The following is a 16,293-nucleotide window of genomic DNA, read 5'->3' on the forward strand; positions in this document are numbered from 1 at the left end:
GTCAGGCGGTCTCCACGGGCGCCGTGGGAGGGTCGCCGTGCCGGCGCACCTTGAGCACGCGGAACCCCTTCGCGGTCGCGTGCCGGCGCGTGGAGTAGCCGTCGCTGAACGTCTGTTCCAACCAGCGCTGCAGCGAGTCGCTGCCGAGGTTGCGCTGCACGACGAAGTACCCGTCGCTGTGGTGATCGAGGCGGGGGATCCACGTTTCAAGGAGCTCGTGCAGGACAGACTTCCCGACGCGGATGGGCGGGTTGGACCGGATGGCGCGGAAGACGACGTCGTCGGGCACCTGGTCGGCGGTGACGGGGTACACGTTGTCGAGCCCGAGCGCCTGCGCGTTTCGCCGCACGAGATCGAGCGCGCGCTCGTTGACGTCGAGCGCCCAGACACGTGCGTGGGGCGACTCGAGCGCCAGGGAGAGCGCGACCGGACCCCAGCCGCACCCGAGGTCGAGGAAGTCGCCGCCCGCGGGCGCGGCCGGCGCGTTCTGGAGCAGGACCTCGGTGCCCTTGTCGACGCGCTCCGGGCTGAAGACGCCGCGCGCCGTCGTGACCTCGACTTCGCGGCCGGCGAGGGCGACGCGCATCCGGCGGAGTTCGGCCGGGCTCGAGGGTGCTGCACTGAAGTAGTGTTCCCCCATAGGGGGCGACTCTACCGGAGCCGGGGGCGCTCACGGAATGGGCATTCCCGCCGCGCGCGCCGCCCGGCGCGGTAGACTGGAGGGCTACATCAGCCCCCTGTGAAAGGCACTCATTGGTCGATTCCACCCACACGAACGACGCTCTGGCCGAGGACGACGCCGTCGATCGGATCCTGGCGCGCGAAGAGGCGCGCCACACCTCGCGCATCTTCGGATCCGCCGAGGCGATCCAGGACCAGGCGACGGCATCGGGCGGCGACGACGGCGAGCAGTGGGACCTGCAGGCCCGGCACGCGTTGCGCCGCGTGCCCGGGCTCTCCACGGAGCTCGAGGACGTTACCGAGGTCGAGTACCGCCAGGTGCGGATGGAGAACGTCGTCCTCGCGGGCGTCTACTCGGCCGGATCCCTCCAGGACGCCGAGAACTCCATGCGCGAGCTCGCCGCCCTGGCGGAGACGGCGGGATCCGTCGTCCTCGATGGCGTGCTGCAGCGCCGGCCGCATCCCGACCCCGCGACCTACATCGGGCGCGGCAAGGCCGATGAGCTCAAGGGCATCGTCGAGAGCGTCGGCGCCGACACGGTCATCGCCGACACCGAGCTCGCCCCCAGCCAGCGCCGCGCGCTGGAGGACGTCATCAAGGTCAAGGTGATCGACCGCACCGCCGTGATCCTCGACATCTTCGCGCAGCACGCCAAGACCCGCGAGGGCAAGGCGCAGGTCGAGCTCGCGCAGCTCGAGTACCTCCTGCCGCGCCTGCGCGGCTGGGGAGACTCGATGAGCCGCCAGGCCGGTGGCCAGGTCGGCGCGGGCGGCGCGGGCATGGGCTCGCGCGGACCGGGCGAGACGAAGATCGAGCTGGATCGCCGACGGATCCGCAACCGCATGGCGATCCTGCGCCGCCAGATCCGCGGGTTCGCCCCCGCGCGCGAGGCGAAGCGCCAGGAGCGCACGCGCAACACGATCCCGTCGGTTGCGATCGCGGGCTACACGAACGCGGGCAAGTCGAGCCTGCTGAACCGCCTCACGCACGCGGGCGTGCTCGTCGAGAACGCCCTGTTCGCGACGCTGGACGCGACGGTGCGGCGGACGCAGACCGCGGACGGGCGCGTGTTCACGCTCGCGGACACCGTCGGTTTCGTGCGCAACCTCCCGCACCAGCTCGTCGAGGCCTTCCGCTCGACGCTCGAGGAGGTCGGGCAGGCCGACGTCGTCGTGCACGTCGTCGACGGGAGCCACCCGGATCCGGGCGGGCAGCTCGCGACGGTGCGCGACGTGCTCGCCGACGTGGGCGCGCGCGACGTCCGCGAGATCGTCGTGTTCAACAAGATGGATCTCGTGGGTGAGGACGAGCGCCTCGTGCTGCGGGGGCTGGCCCCGGACGCCGTGTTCGTGTCGTCGCGCACGGGCGAGGGCATCGACGAGCTCCGGCGGGTCGTTGAGGACGCGCTCCCCGTTCCGGACGTCGAGGTGACGGCCCTCGTGCCCTACAGCCGGGGCGACCTCCTCTCGGCGATCCACGAGACGGGGCAGTTCCTGGAGCAGAGCCACGAGGCCGAGGGCACGCGCGTGCGCGCGCGGGTGTCGGAGCGCCTCGCGCACGACCTCGCGCCGTATACCGCGTAGCCGCGCGTTTGCACGGGGGCGGTACGCTATGCCCTCGTTCGGCCCGACCCGCGGGGCGCGTCCTCCCGGAGACCTCATGACGAACGCGCGCCCCGACGGATCGACACCTCGTCTCCTGGCGTGAGCGCCGGTTTCGATCGGGCGGCCGCGGCCCCCGATCCGCGCACGCTCGTGGACATCCTCGAGGCGACGGCGCGGCCCGCGGCGAACGCCGCCCGGCGCGCGGGCGGCCGCGGCCTCCCAGCGCGCGAGCTGCCCCTCGCGCGCGGCGTTCTCGCGCGTCCCGTCGGCCGGGCCCCACGCGACGCGCACGGGCCCGACCCACGCCTCGCCCATGGCGCTCAGGCGCCGTCGAGCGCGAGCGCCGGGACGCCGCTCGGCGCGAAGCCCAGCGCGCTCCCGAGGAAGGCGAGCTCGGCCGCGAAGCAGCGCTCGATCGTCTCGGCGCGGCGGAAGCCGTGGCCCTCGCCCTCGAAGAGGAGGTAAGCGTGGGGGACGCCGTTGGCGCGCACGGCGTCGCGGAGCGCCTCGGACTGCGACGGCGGCACGACGGGATCCTCGGATCCCTGCAGGATGAGCAGCGGCGTGCGGAGCGCCTCGGGCCGCGAGAGCGGCGACCGCGCGATGTAGTCCGCTTCGGCCTCCGGCCACGGCCCGACGAGGCTATCGAGGTAGCGGGCCTCGAAGTCGTGGGTCTCGGCGAGCAGCATCCTGAGGTCCGCGACGCCGTACCGGCTGATGCCCGCGGAGAACACGTCGGTGTCGGCCAGGGCGCACAGGACCGTCCAGCCGCCCGCGGATCCGCCCTTGATCGCGAGGCGGGCCGGGTCGGCGAGGCCCCGTTCGACGAGGCCCTCGGCGGCGGCGCGCACGTCGGCGACGTCGGCGATGCCCCAGGCGCCCGCGAGGCGCTCGCGGTAGGCGCGACCGTATCCCGTGCTCCCGCCGTAGTTGACGTCGAGCACGCCGATACCGCGGCTGGTGAAGAAGGCGATCGCGGGCGAGACATCCCCCGTCACATGGCCGGTCGGCCCGCCGTGGACGAGGACGAGCGCCGGGGGGAGCTCGCCGCGCGGCGCGCGGAAGCCCGGGTGATGCGGGGCGTAGTAAAACGTGTGTACGGGCCCGTTCGGTCCCGCGAACGTCATGGGGCGGGCGACCGCGGCGAGGGCGTCATCGGCGAGCTCGCCCCCGCGGACCGCCTCGAGCGACTTCGCGTCGATGTCGAGCTGCCAGAGGCCGCCCGGCACGCGCTCGCCCGCGCCCGTGAGCAGGACCCGGCCGCCGCGGGCGTCGTGGACGAGCACGTCGCCCGTCAGCGGGGTCTCGAGCTCGGTCACCTCGCCCGTCGCCCGGTCGATGACGGCGAGCTGGGAGCGGCCGTTCGTCATCACCGCGAGGATCCGGTCGTTCGGCAGGGGAGCGAACCAGCGCGCTCCGAGCTGCCAGAGCGCCCCGCCCGTGTCTCCGTCGGCCGGGAAGATCGGTTCCGGATCCGCGGCGCGGCCGTCGGCGGAGACGTGGCAGGAGAACAGGTTCCAGCGCGCGGGTCGGGTGCCGTCCGCGAGCGGCACGGCGAGCGGCGGATCCTGCAGGAACACCAGCTCGTCGTCGCCCGTCCACTCCGGTTGCAGGGCCGAGACGCGGGGGTGGCCCGCGCTCGCGCGCCCGCCCGCCGCGACGGTCCACGCGGCCACGGTGCCGTCGGCACCGATCGCGCCGATCCGGAGCTCGGCCGCGTCCCACGGCATGTCGGGGTGGTCCCAGGCGATCCACGCGAGGCGTCCCGCGCGGGGCGCTGGGAAGGCGACGAAATCGCTGCCGGCCACGACGCTCGTGACCTCGCCGCCGTCGAGCGGGATGCGAACGATGCCGCGCGCCGGCGTCTCGTGCGCGCGGGCGTGGATCTCGCGCACGCCCCACAGGTCACCGTCCGCGAAGACGAGGTCGCCGAAGCACGCGCGCGGATCGTCCGGCGTCACGGGCATGGGCGCCGTGTCAGGCGAGGCGACGTAGACGCGCTGGTCGGACTGCTCGACGAACGCGAACCGGTCGCCGTCGAGGGGCGTCCACGCGCCGCCACCGTACTCGTGCACGCGCGAGCGCGCGCTCCACGGCGCCGCGAGGGCCGGTGCCTCGGCCCCCGCACGAAACACGGCCGTGCGCCCGCGCTCCGCGGGGACGGATTCGGCCCACCAGATCTCGTCGCCCACGTACCGCGCGCGGCCGAGCCGCAGGGACCCGGTCGGCATGTCGGCGGGTCGAATCGGTGACGGCCAGGATCCGTAGGGTCGCTCCTCGATGTGGGCCATGCCCCCACGCTATGGCACGCGGAGCGGCCGGGTGCTCAGACCGCGCGCATCACGGCGACGACGCGCCCGAGGACGACGGCCTCGTCGCCCAGGATGGGCTCGAAGGCGGAGTTGCGGGGCAGAAGCCACACGTGGCCGTCGCGCTGGCGGAAGGTCTTGACGGTCGCCTCGCCGTCGAGCATGGCCGCGACGATCTCGCCATTCTCGGCCGTGTGCTGCGCGCGCACGACGACCCAGTCGCCGTCGCAAATGGCCGCGTCGATCATGGATTCGCCCGAGACCTTGAGCATGAACAGCTCGCCGCTGCCCACGAGCTGCCGGGGCAGCGGGAAGACCTCCTCGACCTGCTGCTCGGCCGTGATCGGGATCCCCGCGGCGATCTGGCCGACGAGCGGGACCATCGCGGCATCGCCGACGGGCGGGGCCACGTCGACGGGGTTCTCCGTCGCCGTGCCGGGTAGGTCGATGAGCACCTCCATCGCGCGGGTCTTCCCCGGGTCGCGGCGCAGGTATCCGCTGAGCTCGAGCTGCCCGAGCTGATGCGTCACGCTCGAGAGCGACTTGAGACCGACGGCGTCCCCGATCTCGCGCATCGTCGGGGGGTAGCCGTTCGACTGGATCGAGCGCTGGATGACCTCGAGGATCGCGAGCTGCTTCTCGCTCAGGTTCTTGCGTCGGCGGACCCTCGTCACGCTCTGGGGCTTGTCGTCGGCGCTCATCCGCGGCTCCTCGGTGGAATGTCGGTGGTCCCTGGTGGGGTGATCCGTGTCACGACAGACGCTACCCGGACGGGGGCGATCTTCGGCATCTTTGTTCGAGTGTGTCGCGCGATTCGCGCGGGGCGAATCGAAAAAGAGGCTTGACGCGTTCGAACATTCGAAGATAGATTCGGTACGAACCTACGAGAGAAGGTCAGCTCATGAGCACGGTCATCCTCACCGCACCCGCCGCAATCCCCGGCCGCCAGAGGGCCGCGCGCACGCGCCTGCGGATCACGCGCCGGGGGCGTCGCGTCCTCGCCGCCGTGGCCGCGGCGCCCGTGGTGGTGGCCGTGGCCGCAGCCGTCCTCGGCGGCGGCGCCGCGCTCGGCTCGGGCGTCGCCGGGGCGCCGGCCGGCACGTTCGAGACCGTCACGGTGATGTCGGGCGACTCGCTCTGGTCGATCGCGGAGCGCGTCGCGCCGAGCGCGGATCCGCGCGACGTGGTGGACGAGATTGCCTCGCTCAACGGCCTCGCGGGCGCCGAGCTCGAGATGGGCCAACGCCTCGCGCTGCCCGCGGCCTACTCCACGGCCGACTAAGCGCGGTCGGGTCGTAGCATGGGCGGGTGACCGCGACACTCGACGACCTGCCCCTCCGCCCCGACCTGCGGGGCCAGAAGCCCTACGGAGCGCCCCAGGCGCCGCTGCCGGTGGCGCTGAACGTCAACGAGAACACGCACCCGATCCCGCCCGAAGTGGCCGACGACATCGCCGACGCCGTCGCGAAGAGCATCTCGGGGCTGAACCGCTATCCCGACCGCGAGTTCACCGAGCTGCGCGAGGCGTTCGCCCGCTATCTCGGCCACGGGCTGAACCCGGATCAGATCTGGGCGGCGAACGGGTCGAACGAGGTCCTGCAGCACCTCCTGCAGGCCTTCGCTGGCCCGGGCCGGCGGGCGTTCGGCTTCGCGCCGACCTACTCGATGTACTCGCTGCTGGTGCGCGGGGTCGGCTCCGAGTGGGTCTCGGGCGAGCGGGGCCCGCGCTTCGAGATCACCCCCGAGAGCGCGGCGCGCCAGGTGGCCGAGGCAGATCCGGACGTCGTGTTCCTCTGTGCGCCGAACAACCCCACGGGCACCCCCCTGAGCCTCGACGTGATCGAGGCGGTGTACGAGGCGGCCCGCGGCATCGTCATCGTCGACGAGGCGTACTTCGAGTTCGCCCCCGCCTCTGCCGACTCTGCCCTGACCCTCCTGCCCGGACGCGAGCGCCTCGTCGTGTCTCGCACGATGAGCAAGGCCTTCGCGTTCGCCGGCGCGCGGGTGGGGTACCTCGCGGCGGACCCGGCGGTGATCGACGCGCTGCGGCTGGTTCGCCTGCCGTACCACTTGAGCGCGCTGACGCAGGCCGCGGCCACCGCGGCGCTCGCGCACAGCGACGCGTTGCTCCGCATGGTCGACGACATCGTCGAGCAGCGCGACCGCATCTCGGCGACGCTCGACGCCCTGGGGTACGACCCGTACCCCAGCTGGAGCAACTTCGTCCTCTTCGGGGGCGTGACCGATCCGCAGGACACGTGGCGCCGGCTCTACGATCGCGGCGTGCTCGTGCGCGACATCGGGATCCCCGGGCACCTGCGGGTGTCCGCCGGCACGGCGGAGGAGACGACCGCGTTCCTCGACGCGCTCGCCGCGATCCGCGACGAATAGACTGGGCGGCATGACGAACGCCCGCACCGCGCGCCGCACCCGCACGACCAGCGAGTCGTCGATCGAGCTGGAGCTCGACCTCGACGGCACCGGTCAGAGCAGCATCGACACGTCGGTGCCGTTCTTCGACCACATGCTGACCGCGTTCGCGAAGCACTCGCTCACCGACCTGCGCGTGACCTCGACGGGCGACACCCACATCGACGTGCACCACACGGTGGAGGACACGGCGATCGTGCTGGGTCAGGCGATCCGCGAGGCCCTCGGCGACAAGGCGGGGATCTCCCGCTACGGGGACGCGCTGGTCCCGCTCGACGAGGCGCTCGCGCAGGCGGTCGTCGACATCTCCGGCCGCCCGTTCCTCGTGCACACGGGCGAGCCCGCTGGCTTCGAGATGCACCTGATCGGCGGCCACTTCACGGGGTCGATGGTGCGCCACACCTTCGAGGCGCTCGCGTTCCACGCCGGCCTCACGATGCACGTGCGGGTGCTCGGCGGGCGCGACCCGCACCACATCGCCGAGGCCGAGTACAAGGCCCTCGCGCGCGCTTTCCGCCAGGCCAAGGCGCTCGACCCTCTCGTCGACGGAATCCCGTCGACGAAGGGCGCGCTGTGACGGCGCCGACGGTCGCCGTCCTCGACTACGGGTCCGGCAACGTCCACTCCGCGGTGAAGGCCCTGGAGGCGGCCGGCGCCAAGGTGCGGCTCACGCGGGAACGCCAGGAGGTGCTCGAGGCCGACGGCCTCCTCGTCCCCGGCGTCGGCGCGTTCGGCGCGGTCATGGACCAGCTCACCGCGATTCGCGGAGACGAGCTGATCGAGCGCCGGCTCGCGGGCGGGCGACCCGTGCTCGGCATCTGCGTGGGCATGCAGGTCATGTTTGAGCGCGGCATCGAGCGCGGGAGCGACGTGCCGGGGCTCGGCGAGTGGCCAGGCGACGTCACGCGGCTCGACGCCCCGGTGGTTCCGCACATGGGCTGGAGTACCGTCCGTCCGGGCGAGGGGTCGCGGCTGTTCGCCGGCGTCGAGGACGAGCGCTTCTATTTCGTCCACTCGTACGCGGCGCAGGCCTGGAGCCTCGAGGTGTCGCCTCCCTTCCCGCAGCCCGCGGTGACGTGGTCGACGCACGGGGTCCCCTTCCTCGCCGCGGTCGAGAACGGGCCGCTCGCGGCGACCCAGTTCCACCCCGAAAAGTCGGGGGAGGCAGGGATCCGACTGCTGCGAAACTGGGTGGGTCTGCTCGCGGAATGACGCGGATCCGCCGGGCGCGCGGCTCTCGATTGGAGAGAACGCGCCGCGGGGTCTAACGTTGTCGCTTGTGCGTCACGCGGGAGGGTCCCGCGGCCATCGAGGAGAGATGAACGATTTCGCGTCCACACCAGGACTGATCCTTCTGCCCGCCGTCGACGTTGCGGGCGGTCGCGCCGTTCGCCTCACGCAGGGCGAGGCCGGCTCCGAGACGAGCTACGGCGACCCCATTGAGGCGTCCGAGCAGTGGAAGGACCAGGGCGCCGAGTGGTTGCACCTGGTCGACCTCGATGCGGCGTTCGGGCGCGGTTCGAACGCCGGCATCCTGCGCAAGGTCATCAAGCACATGAAGGGCGTCAACGTCGAGATCTCGGGCGGGATCCGCGACGACGCCTCGCTGGAGGCGGCCCTCGCCTCGGGCGCGCAGCGCGTCAACCTGGGCACGGCGGCCCTCGAGAACCCCGACTGGACCGAGGCCGTGATCGCGCGCTACGGCGAGGCGATCGCCGTGGGCCTGGACGTGCGCGGCACGACGCTCGCGGCGCGGGGCTGGACGAAGGAGGGCGGCGACCTGTGGGACGTGCTCGCCCGCCTCGAGAAGGCGAACTGCGCGCGCTACGTCGTCACGGACGTCACGAAGGACGGCACGCTGCGCGGGCCGAACACCGAGCTTCTCACGGCCATGACCGAGCGCACGGATAAGCCCGTCGTCGCGTCGGGCGGCATTGCCAGCCTCGACGACATCGCCGAGCTCCGCGACCTCGTGCCGCAGGGCGTCGAGGGAGCGATCGTCGGCAAGGCCCTGTACTCGGGCGCCTTCACGCTGGCCGAGGCGCTGGATGTCGCGTCCGTCTGACGCGGATCGACCGGCCCTGCCGGAGCACCTCGCCGCCCTCGCGGGCGGCGGGGACTCGGCGGGCCAACCGTGGGAGGGGCGCGCCTTCTCCCCGAACCCGGCCGCCGGCGACGATGGATCCGCGGATCCCACGCTGCATGCGGCCCTGACGGGATTCCGCGACGGCACGGCGCGGGAGGAGGACGTCGTCGACGCCCTCCGCGCCGCGCGCGTGCTGGTGCCGCTTGTCGCGGAAAAGGGCGAGGAGGGTGTTGCGCCCTCGGGGCTCGCGGTCGACAAGACGCAGGAGCTCTCGATCGTGACGGTGCGCGCGCCGGACGGGCGCGCGGTGCTCCCCGCGTTCACGAGCGTCGACACCCTCCGGGCCTGGAACCCCGAGGCCCGGCCCATCCCCGTCGCGGGGACGCGCGCCGCGCTCGCGGCGGCGGGGGATGACACTGACCTGCTCGTGCTCGATCCGACGACTCCGACCGAGTTCGTCGTGCGCCGCCCCGCGATCTGGGCGATCGCGCAGGAACAGCCCTGGGCGCCACCGTGGCGGACCCCCGAGCTCGTCGTCGCCTTCGAGGCCGCCATCGCGTCGGAGCTCGCGGTGCACGGCGTCCGCGTCTCCCCGGGCGACCCCGAGGCGCGGCTGCGCGGCCCCGAGACGCTCGTCACCCTGAGCCTCGCGCGCGGGCTGGATCGCGCCGAGCTCGACGCCGTGCTGACCCGGCTCGCCGGCCGCTGGGCCGCCGACGACCGGATCGCCGTGCTCGTGGACTCGATGAAGGTCGCGCTCGAGGCGAGCCGCGACTGACCCGCGCGTCAGATGACGGGGCCGGTGAACTTCTCGCCGGGGCCCTTGCCAGGCGCGTCCGGGATCGAGGAAATCTCGCGGAAGCGCAGCTGCAGCGAGCGCAGCCCGTCGCGAATGGGGCGCGCGTGCATGTCGCTGATCTCGGGCGCCGCGGCCGTCACGAGACCGGCGAGCGCGTTGATGAGCTTGCGGGCCTCGTCGAGATCGAGCAGTTCCTCGGCCGCCTCCTCCTCGCCCAGGCCGAGCTTGACGGCGGCCGCGCTCATGAGGTGCACGCACGAGGAGGCGATGACCTCGACGGCGGCGACGTCGGCGATGTCGCGGGTGGCCTGAACGTCGGCTCCCGCCCGCTCCTGCTCCTCCCAGCGGGCGACGCGCTCGGCGTCGAATGCGTGCGCGTGGGGGGCGGATCCGCCGGGGATGGTGCTCATGTGCTGCCTTCTGCTAGACTTCTCCGGGCTCCGAAAGTGATTTCGGACGAAAGAGGATCTTCATCCCACCCGCGCTTGCCGCTTCAGGCTACCGGGTCATGCAACACTCCGCTCGCCGCACGGCGAGTCGGGACGGGCCGCGCGCCCGTTCGTCGGGTGATGGCGTGCGAACGCGTATCGCACGGGTGGATGCAGGTGTCTCTCCCGCCCGTGGCGCGATCCTCGCGCGACGGTGGCTCATCGACTACCGCACCCTAGGAGTTCCGCATCAGCGATCCCCGCATCAACGAGCGCATTCGTGTTCCCGAGGTCCGTCTCATCGGCCCGGGTGGCGAACAGATCGGCGTCGTCCGCAGCGAGGTTGCGCTCCGCCTCGCGCAGGAGGCCGACCTCGACCTCGTCGAGGTGGCTCCGAACTCGCGGCCTCCCGTGGCCAAGATCATGGACTACGGGAAGTTCAAGTATGAGACCGCGCAGAAGGCCAAGGAAGCGCGCCGCAACCAGGCCAACACGGTTCTCAAGGAAGTTCGCTTCCGCCTGAAGATCGATCAGCACGACTACGACACAAAGCGCAAGCGCGCCGAGGGATTCCTCAAGGCCGGAGACAAGGTCAAGGCCATGATCCTGTTCCGCGGCCGCGAGCAGCAGCGCCCCGAGATGGGCGTGCGCCTGCTGATGAAGTTCGCCGAGGAAGTGGCGGAGTTCGGTTCGGTCGAGTCTCGCCCCAAGATCGATGGCCGCAACATGGTCATGATCATCGCGCCGGTCAAGAACAAGTCCGAGGCCAAGGCCGAGCAGAACGCCCAGCGCGCTGCGAGCAAGCAGGCGGCGCGCGACGCGAAGCACGCCGGCAAGGCACCCGCGGGCGAGTAGTCACCCCACACGCCTTCTCGCCGAGAGGCGGGCAGCACCCCCGTCGCCCCTCGCGGGCGCACACGTCAAGGAAAGTCACGAAGAATGCCGAAGCAGAAGACCCACTCGGGTTCCAAGAAGCGCTTCAAGATCACCGGCAGCGGCAAGATCAAGAAGCAGCAGGCGGGCATGCGCCACAACCTCGAGCACAAGTCGAGCCGTCGCACGCGTCGCCTGAACCAGGACCAGATCATCTCGGGCAACGACGTCAAGACCGTCAAGAAGCTCCTCGGTCGCTGAGCGGCTCGAAACTCGTTACTCGTTAAGGAAACGTCACCATGGCAAGAGTTAAGCGCGCAGTCAACGCGCACAAGAAGCGTCGCGTCATCCTCGAGCGTGCCTCGGGCTACCGCGGCCAGCGTTCGCGCCTGTACCGCAAGGCGAAGGAGCAGGTCACCCACTCGCTCGTCTACGCGTACCGCGACCGTCGCAAGCGTAAGGGCGACTTCCGCCGCCTGTGGATCCAGCGCATCAACGCGGCGAGCCGCGCGAACGGCCTCACCTACAACCGCTTTATCCAGGGCCTCGGCCTCGCGGGTGTCGAGGTCGACCGTCGCATGCTCGCCGAGCTGGCCGTGAACGAGCCCGCCACGTTCGCGACGCTCGTCGAGGTCGCCAAGGGCGCGCTGCCCGGCGACGTCAACGCCCCGAAGGCCGCGTAAGCACCTTCGCTCAAGGGCCGTCTCCCTGTTTCGGGGAGGCGGCCCATTGTCGCGCGCGGGGGCGAGCGGATCCGTAGAATCCAGGGGTGCTTGAGAATCCCCGCGCCGCCCGTGTCCGCTCCATCCGTAAGCTGGGCCAGAGGAGCGCCCGCCGCGAGACGGGGCGCTTCCTCCTGGAGGGGCCGCAGGCCGTGCGCGAGGCGCTTGCGGCCCGACCCGACCTCGTCGAGCAGCTCTACGTCACGCCCACCGGGCTGGAGAAGCACGGCGACATCCGCGCGCTCATCGACGACGCGCAGGCGGAGAACCCCGACCTGACGTGGGAGTACGCCGACGAGGAGGTCGTCGCGGCGATGGCGGATACCGTCACGCCGCAGGGCTTCGTCGCGGTCGCGCGCCAGAACCCCACGGCGCTCAAGGACATCCTGGGGGATACGGCGGCGCCGCGGCTGATCGTCGTGTGCGAGGAGGTGCGGGATCCGGGCAACCTCGGCACGATTATGCGGGCCGCCGATGCGGCCGGCGCCGACGGCCTCGTGCTGACGGGGCGCACGGTCGACCCGTTCAACCCCAAGGTGGTCCGCTCGACCACGGGGTCGCTCTTTCACGTGCCGTTCGCGGTCGAGGCGGACCTCGCCGACGTCGCGGGCCGCGCGCGGAGGGCGGGCCTGCAGGTGCTCGCGGCCGATGTGAAGGGCGAGGACATCCTCGCGGCGCGGACCGAGGGGCGGCTCGAGGCGTCGACCGCCTGGGTCTTCGGCAACGAGGCCCGCGGCCTGACGGACGAGGCGCTCGAGCTCTGCGACGGCGCGCTCCGGTTGCCCATCTACGGCCATGCCGAGTCGCTCAACCTCGCGACCGCCGCGAGCGTGTGCCTGTACGAGACGGCGTTCGCGCAGCGATCGGCGCGCCCGGCGGCCGGCTGAGGTAACAACCGCGTTTCGCCCGCGCGGCCGATGGTGCTTTCCGCGCGCGAGCGTCTAGGCTCGCGACATGGCTGAGCCCCTTGTCGTCATCGACGCCGTCGATAAGCACTACGGCGACTTCCACGCACTCAAGAACATCGACCTCACGGTCTCGCGCGGCGAGGTCGTGGTCGTCATCGGCCCCTCGGGGTCGGGCAAGTCGACGCTGTGCCGCACGATCAACCGCCTCGAAACGATCACGAGCGGATCCATCACGATCGACGGCAAGGAGCTCCCGAAGGAGGGCAAGGCCCTCGCGGCGCTCCGCGCCGACGTCGGGATGGTCTTCCAGTCGTTCAACCTCTTCAGCCACCTGACGATCCTCGAGAACGTCACGCTCGGCCCCATCCGCGTGCGCGGCATGAAGAAGGCCGACGCCGAGAAGGAGGCGCGCGAGCTCCTCGACCGCGTGGGCATCGCCCACCAGGCCGACAAGCTGCCGGCGCAACTCTCGGGCGGCCAGCAGCAGCGCGTCGCGATCGCGCGCTCGCTCGCGATGCACCCCAAGGTCATGCTCTTCGACGAGCCGACCAGCGCCCTGGACCCCGAGATGATCAACGAGGTCCTCGACGTAATGGTGGGGCTCGCCAAGGAGGGCATGACGATGGTCGTCGTCACCCACGAGATGGGCTTCGCGCGCAAGGCCGCCGACCGCGTCGTGTTCATGGCCGACGGGGAGATCGTCGAGGAGGCGACCCCCGATGAGTTCTTCACGAACCCGCGGTCCGACAGGGCGAAGGACTTCCTGTCGAAGCTCATCACGAACTGACTTTTCGGACCCCTTCCCGGCGCCGCGACAGCACGCGACGCCTTCACCCACCAGGAGGACACCATGCGAAAGTTCCGCACCATCGCGGCGGCCGGCCTGGCCGCCGGCGCGCTGTTCACGCTGACGGCCTGCAACAGCGGCACGCCCTCGGGCGACGCGGGCGACGGCGGCGACGCCGAGGCGCCCTACGAGGTCGCGAGCGACGTCTCGCTCGAGGGCAGCCCGACCTACGACGCCATGGTCGAGGCCGACGAGGTCAAAATCGGCGTCAAGGAAGACCAGCCAGGCCTCGGCTACCTCGACGCGACGACCGGCGAGCGCTCCGGCTTCGACGTCGAAATCGCCCGCTGGATGGCCGCCTCGCTCGGCTTCTCCGAGGACCAGATCGACTGGCAGGCCATCCCGTCCGCCAACCGCGAGCAGGCCCTCATTAACGGCGACGTCGACTTCTACGTCGGCACCTACTCGATCACGGACGAGCGCAAGCAGCAGATCGACTTCGCCGGCCCGTACTTCGCGACGGGCCAAGGCCTGCTGGTCGCCGCGGACAGCGACATCGCGTCCGACGCCGATCTCACGAGCGACGTCACGGTCTGCTCGGCGACGGGATCGACCCCGATCCAGAACATCCGCGACAACTACGACGCGCAGACGGAGGAGTTCGACACCTACACGCAGTGTGTCGACGCCCTCCTCAACGGCACGGTCGACGCCGTCACGACCGACGAGCTCATCCTCATCGGCTACGCGGCGCAGTACCCGGACGAGTTGAAGATCGTCGGCGAGCCCTTCAGCGAGGAGCTCTACGGCATCGGCGTGCCGAAGGGCGACGACGCGCTGCGCGACTTCTTCAACACCACGCTGGAGGAGGGCGGCGACACCTGGTCGGCCATCTTCGACCAGGAGCTCGGCGACGCGGGCGTGACGCCCGAGCAGCCGGCGGTCGACCGCTACTGATCCGCCGGATCCGATTCGGATCCTCCCGCGGTGGCCGGCCTCGCGGCCGGCCACCGCACCATCGCTTCCCCGGGAAGCACATCAGCGAAGGAGGCGCGGCGTGGATACGCTGCTCGACAACCTCGATCTCTGGGGCGTGGCGCTCCGGAACACCGTGGTCCTGTTCGTCGCGAGCGGGCTCATGGCCCTCGCCCTCGGCACGATCGTCGGCGCCATGCGCGTCTCGCCCGTGCCGATCGCGCGCGCCGTGGGAACCGCGTACGTCAACCTCGTTCGCAACACCCCGCTGACCCTGATCTTCTTCTTCTTCGCCCTGGGGTTCCCGGCCCTCGACATCGTGGACCTGAGCTTCACCTCGCTCGCGATCCTCGCCCTCGGCTTCTACACGGCGACCTACGTCGCCGAGGTCCTGCGCGCGGGAATCGGCACGGTTCCCGTCGGTCAGGCGGAGGCCGCACGAGCCATCGGCCTGCCGTTCGGCCAGGTCATGACCCTCGTCGTCCTCCCGCAGGCGTTCCGCTCGATCGTGCCGCCCATGATGAGCGTGTTTATCGCTCTGCTGAAGAACACCACGATCGCCGCGGGCTTCTCGGTCGTCGAGCTGGGGTCGCTGCGCGCCAACCTCTCGGAGCGCGGCGAGCCGGCCATGGTCGTCCTCCTCTGGATCGCGGCGTTCTTCGTCGCGATGGTGCTGTTGCTCAGCTGGCTGCAGCGAACGCTCGAGACGCGGTGGAAGGTCATCCGATGAGCTCCGTCCTGTACGACGTCCCCGGCCCGAAGGCCGTCGCGCGCAACCGGGTGGTCGGCGGCGTGACCGTCGTCGTCATCGCCGCCCTGATCGGCTGGCTGCTGTGGCGCTTCGTGGAGACGGGCCAGCTGACGGCCGAGAAGTGGTCGGTGTTCACGTACACCTATCTCTGGACCGACCTGATCATCCCCGCGATCGGCAAGACGCTCGGGGCGTTCGTGACCGCGGCCGTCGGATCCATCGTGCTCGCGTTTGTCCTCGCGATCGGGCGCCTGTCGGATCATGCCTGGGTGCGCACGCCGTTCACGGTCATCACGGAGGTCTTCCGCGCGATCCCCGTGCTGATCCTCATGATGATCCTGTACTACGGGCTCCCGTCGGTCGGCGTCTCGGTGTCGCCCTACCTCGCCGTCGTCGTCGCGCTGATCGTCTACAACGGATCCGTGATCGCCGAGGCCCTGCGCGCGGGCGTCGTCGCGCTCCCGGGCGGCCAGAGCGAGGCCGGCTACGCGATCGGGCTGCGCAAGACCGGCGTGATGACCTTCATCCTCATGCCGCAGGCGGTCCGTTCCATGCTGCCGGTGATCCTCGCCCAGCTCGTCGTCGCCCTGAAGGACACGGCGCTCGGCTCGATCATCACGTACGAGGAGCTCCTCTACGTGGCCAAGCTGATCGGCGGCAACCTGCAGACCGGCAGGCCCTACATCCCCGCCGCGATCGTCATCGGGGCGATCTACATCGCGATGTGCCTGGCGCTGTCCGCGCTGGTGCGCCTCGTCGAGAAGCGCACCGCGGCCTCGCCGCGCACGCGCGGGCCCGCCGCGGACGACCCCCGCGCGCACGACGCGACCGTGACGTCGGTCATCGCGGCCCAGCAAGTCGCCGGCGACACTCAGGCGGAACCGGGCGGCGCCTCCCGCTGAGCGGCCCGGGAGCCGTCAGCAACTAGACTCGGGTCTC

At 71.3% G+C, this 16,293-nt stretch carries 19 protein-coding genes; 15 read left to right on the forward strand and 4 right to left on the reverse strand.

Translation table 11 applies throughout. The annotated features are described in order from the left end of the window. Window position 1 precedes the first annotated feature (1 nt). Window positions 2-640, reverse strand: coding sequence for a class I SAM-dependent methyltransferase (locus GJQ66_RS02770; RefSeq protein ID WP_155047803.1), 639 nt, complete (start codon window positions 638-640; stop codon window positions 2-4). A 113-nt stretch (window positions 641-753) separates the two neighbouring features. Between GJQ66_RS02770 and hflX the strand changes: the two genes are divergently transcribed. Continuing rightward, window positions 754-2,265, forward strand: a complete 1,512-nt coding sequence (gene hflX / locus GJQ66_RS02775) for a GTPase HflX (RefSeq protein WP_155047804.1) — start codon at window positions 754-756, stop codon at window positions 2,263-2,265. 341 nt (window positions 2,266-2,606) lie between these two features. Here the strand turns inward: hflX and GJQ66_RS02780 are convergent, their stop codons facing one another. Together GJQ66_RS02780 and lexA are read right to left on the reverse strand one after the other, a co-directional pair. Continuing rightward, on the reverse strand, window positions 2,607-4,577 hold the full coding sequence (locus GJQ66_RS02780; protein WP_155047805.1) for a prolyl oligopeptidase family serine peptidase: 1,971 nt from the start codon (window positions 4,575-4,577) through the stop codon (window positions 2,607-2,609). Window positions 4,578-4,612: 35 nt separating this feature from the next. After that, the gene (gene lexA / locus GJQ66_RS02785) at window positions 4,613-5,296 is read right to left on the reverse strand and encodes a transcriptional repressor LexA (protein ID WP_155047806.1); all 684 of its coding nucleotides are present in this window, start codon (window positions 5,294-5,296) and stop codon (window positions 4,613-4,615) included. A 200-nt stretch (window positions 5,297-5,496) separates the two neighbouring features. On the opposite strand from lexA, the gene GJQ66_RS02790 reads away from it, so the two are divergent. The 6 genes from GJQ66_RS02790 to GJQ66_RS02815 all read left to right on the forward strand — a co-directional run bounded on the left by GJQ66_RS02790 (window position 5,497) and on the right by GJQ66_RS02815 (window position 9,889). Further along, the gene (locus GJQ66_RS02790) at window positions 5,497-5,877 is read left to right on the forward strand and encodes a LysM peptidoglycan-binding domain-containing protein (protein ID WP_155047807.1); all 381 of its coding nucleotides are present in this window, start codon (window positions 5,497-5,499) and stop codon (window positions 5,875-5,877) included. A 26-nt stretch (window positions 5,878-5,903) separates the two neighbouring features. Beyond that, window positions 5,904-6,986 carry a histidinol-phosphate transaminase gene (locus tag GJQ66_RS02795; RefSeq protein WP_368732586.1) on the forward strand — a complete coding sequence of 361 codons (1,083 nt, stop codon included), beginning with the start codon at window positions 5,904-5,906 and terminating at the stop codon, window positions 6,984-6,986. 10 nt (window positions 6,987-6,996) lie between these two features. Then, the gene (hisB, locus tag GJQ66_RS02800) at window positions 6,997-7,602 is read left to right on the forward strand and encodes an imidazoleglycerol-phosphate dehydratase HisB (protein ID WP_155047808.1); all 606 of its coding nucleotides are present in this window, start codon (window positions 6,997-6,999) and stop codon (window positions 7,600-7,602) included. Then, on the forward strand, window positions 7,599-8,237 hold the full coding sequence (gene hisH / locus GJQ66_RS02805) for an imidazole glycerol phosphate synthase subunit HisH (RefSeq protein ID WP_368732587.1): 639 nt from the start codon (window positions 7,599-7,601) through the stop codon (window positions 8,235-8,237). Before hisB ends, hisH begins: the two co-directional genes overlap by 4 nt. A 106-nt stretch (window positions 8,238-8,343) precedes the next feature. Beyond that, a complete protein-coding gene (gene priA / locus GJQ66_RS02810; protein WP_155047809.1) occupies window positions 8,344-9,090 on the forward strand; it encodes a bifunctional 1-(5-phosphoribosyl)-5-((5-phosphoribosylamino)methylideneamino)imidazole-4-carboxamide isomerase/phosphoribosylanthranilate isomerase PriA in 747 nt (248 codons plus the stop codon). Next, window positions 9,074-9,889: an SseB family protein gene (locus GJQ66_RS02815; RefSeq protein WP_155047810.1), complete on the forward strand. Its 816-nt coding sequence runs from the start codon at window positions 9,074-9,076 to the stop codon at window positions 9,887-9,889. Before priA ends, GJQ66_RS02815 begins: the two co-directional genes overlap by 17 nt. A gap of 8 nt (window positions 9,890-9,897) precedes the next feature. Here the strand turns inward: GJQ66_RS02815 and GJQ66_RS02820 are convergent, their stop codons facing one another. Next, window positions 9,898-10,320 carry a DUF1844 domain-containing protein gene (locus GJQ66_RS02820; RefSeq protein WP_155047811.1) on the reverse strand — a complete coding sequence of 141 codons (423 nt, stop codon included), beginning with the start codon at window positions 10,318-10,320 and terminating at the stop codon, window positions 9,898-9,900. A gap of 267 nt (window positions 10,321-10,587) precedes the next feature. On the opposite strand from GJQ66_RS02820, the gene infC reads away from it, so the two are divergent. The 8 genes from infC (at window position 10,588) to GJQ66_RS02860 (ending at window position 16,256) form a co-directional block, all read left to right on the forward strand. Continuing rightward, window positions 10,588-11,193, forward strand: coding sequence for a translation initiation factor IF-3 (gene infC / locus GJQ66_RS02825; protein WP_368732614.1), 606 nt, complete (start codon window positions 10,588-10,590; stop codon window positions 11,191-11,193). 84 nt (window positions 11,194-11,277) lie between these two features. Then, a complete protein-coding gene (rpmI, locus tag GJQ66_RS02830) occupies window positions 11,278-11,472 on the forward strand; it encodes a 50S ribosomal protein L35 (protein ID WP_155047812.1) in 195 nt (64 codons plus the stop codon). A gap of 38 nt (window positions 11,473-11,510) precedes the next feature. Then, the gene (rplT, locus tag GJQ66_RS02835) at window positions 11,511-11,894 is read left to right on the forward strand and encodes a 50S ribosomal protein L20 (RefSeq protein ID WP_155047813.1); all 384 of its coding nucleotides are present in this window, start codon (window positions 11,511-11,513) and stop codon (window positions 11,892-11,894) included. Window positions 11,895-11,980: 86 nt separating this feature from the next. Continuing rightward, window positions 11,981-12,820 (forward strand): TrmH family RNA methyltransferase, encoded by an 840-nt coding sequence (locus GJQ66_RS02840; RefSeq protein ID WP_368732588.1) that lies wholly within the window; start codon window positions 11,981-11,983, stop codon window positions 12,818-12,820. Window positions 12,821-12,887: 67 nt separating this feature from the next. Beyond that, window positions 12,888-13,628, forward strand: a complete 741-nt coding sequence (locus tag GJQ66_RS02845; RefSeq protein WP_155047814.1) for an amino acid ABC transporter ATP-binding protein — start codon at window positions 12,888-12,890, stop codon at window positions 13,626-13,628. A 63-nt stretch (window positions 13,629-13,691) separates the two neighbouring features. Next, complete coding sequence (locus tag GJQ66_RS02850; RefSeq protein ID WP_155047815.1) at window positions 13,692-14,585, forward strand: glutamate ABC transporter substrate-binding protein; 894 nt, start codon at window positions 13,692-13,694, stop codon at window positions 14,583-14,585. A gap of 100 nt (window positions 14,586-14,685) precedes the next feature. After that, complete coding sequence (locus GJQ66_RS02855; protein ID WP_368732589.1) at window positions 14,686-15,333, forward strand: amino acid ABC transporter permease; 648 nt, start codon at window positions 14,686-14,688, stop codon at window positions 15,331-15,333. Then, a complete protein-coding gene (locus GJQ66_RS02860) occupies window positions 15,330-16,256 on the forward strand; it encodes an amino acid ABC transporter permease (RefSeq protein ID WP_155047816.1) in 927 nt (308 codons plus the stop codon). Before GJQ66_RS02855 ends, GJQ66_RS02860 begins: the two co-directional genes overlap by 4 nt. Window positions 16,257-16,293: the final 37 nt, after the last annotated feature.

Source organism: Microbacterium sp. ZXX196 (genome assembly GCF_009709595.1).
Classification (GTDB): Bacteria; Actinomycetota; Actinomycetes; order Actinomycetales; family Microbacteriaceae; genus Microbacterium; species Microbacterium excoecariae.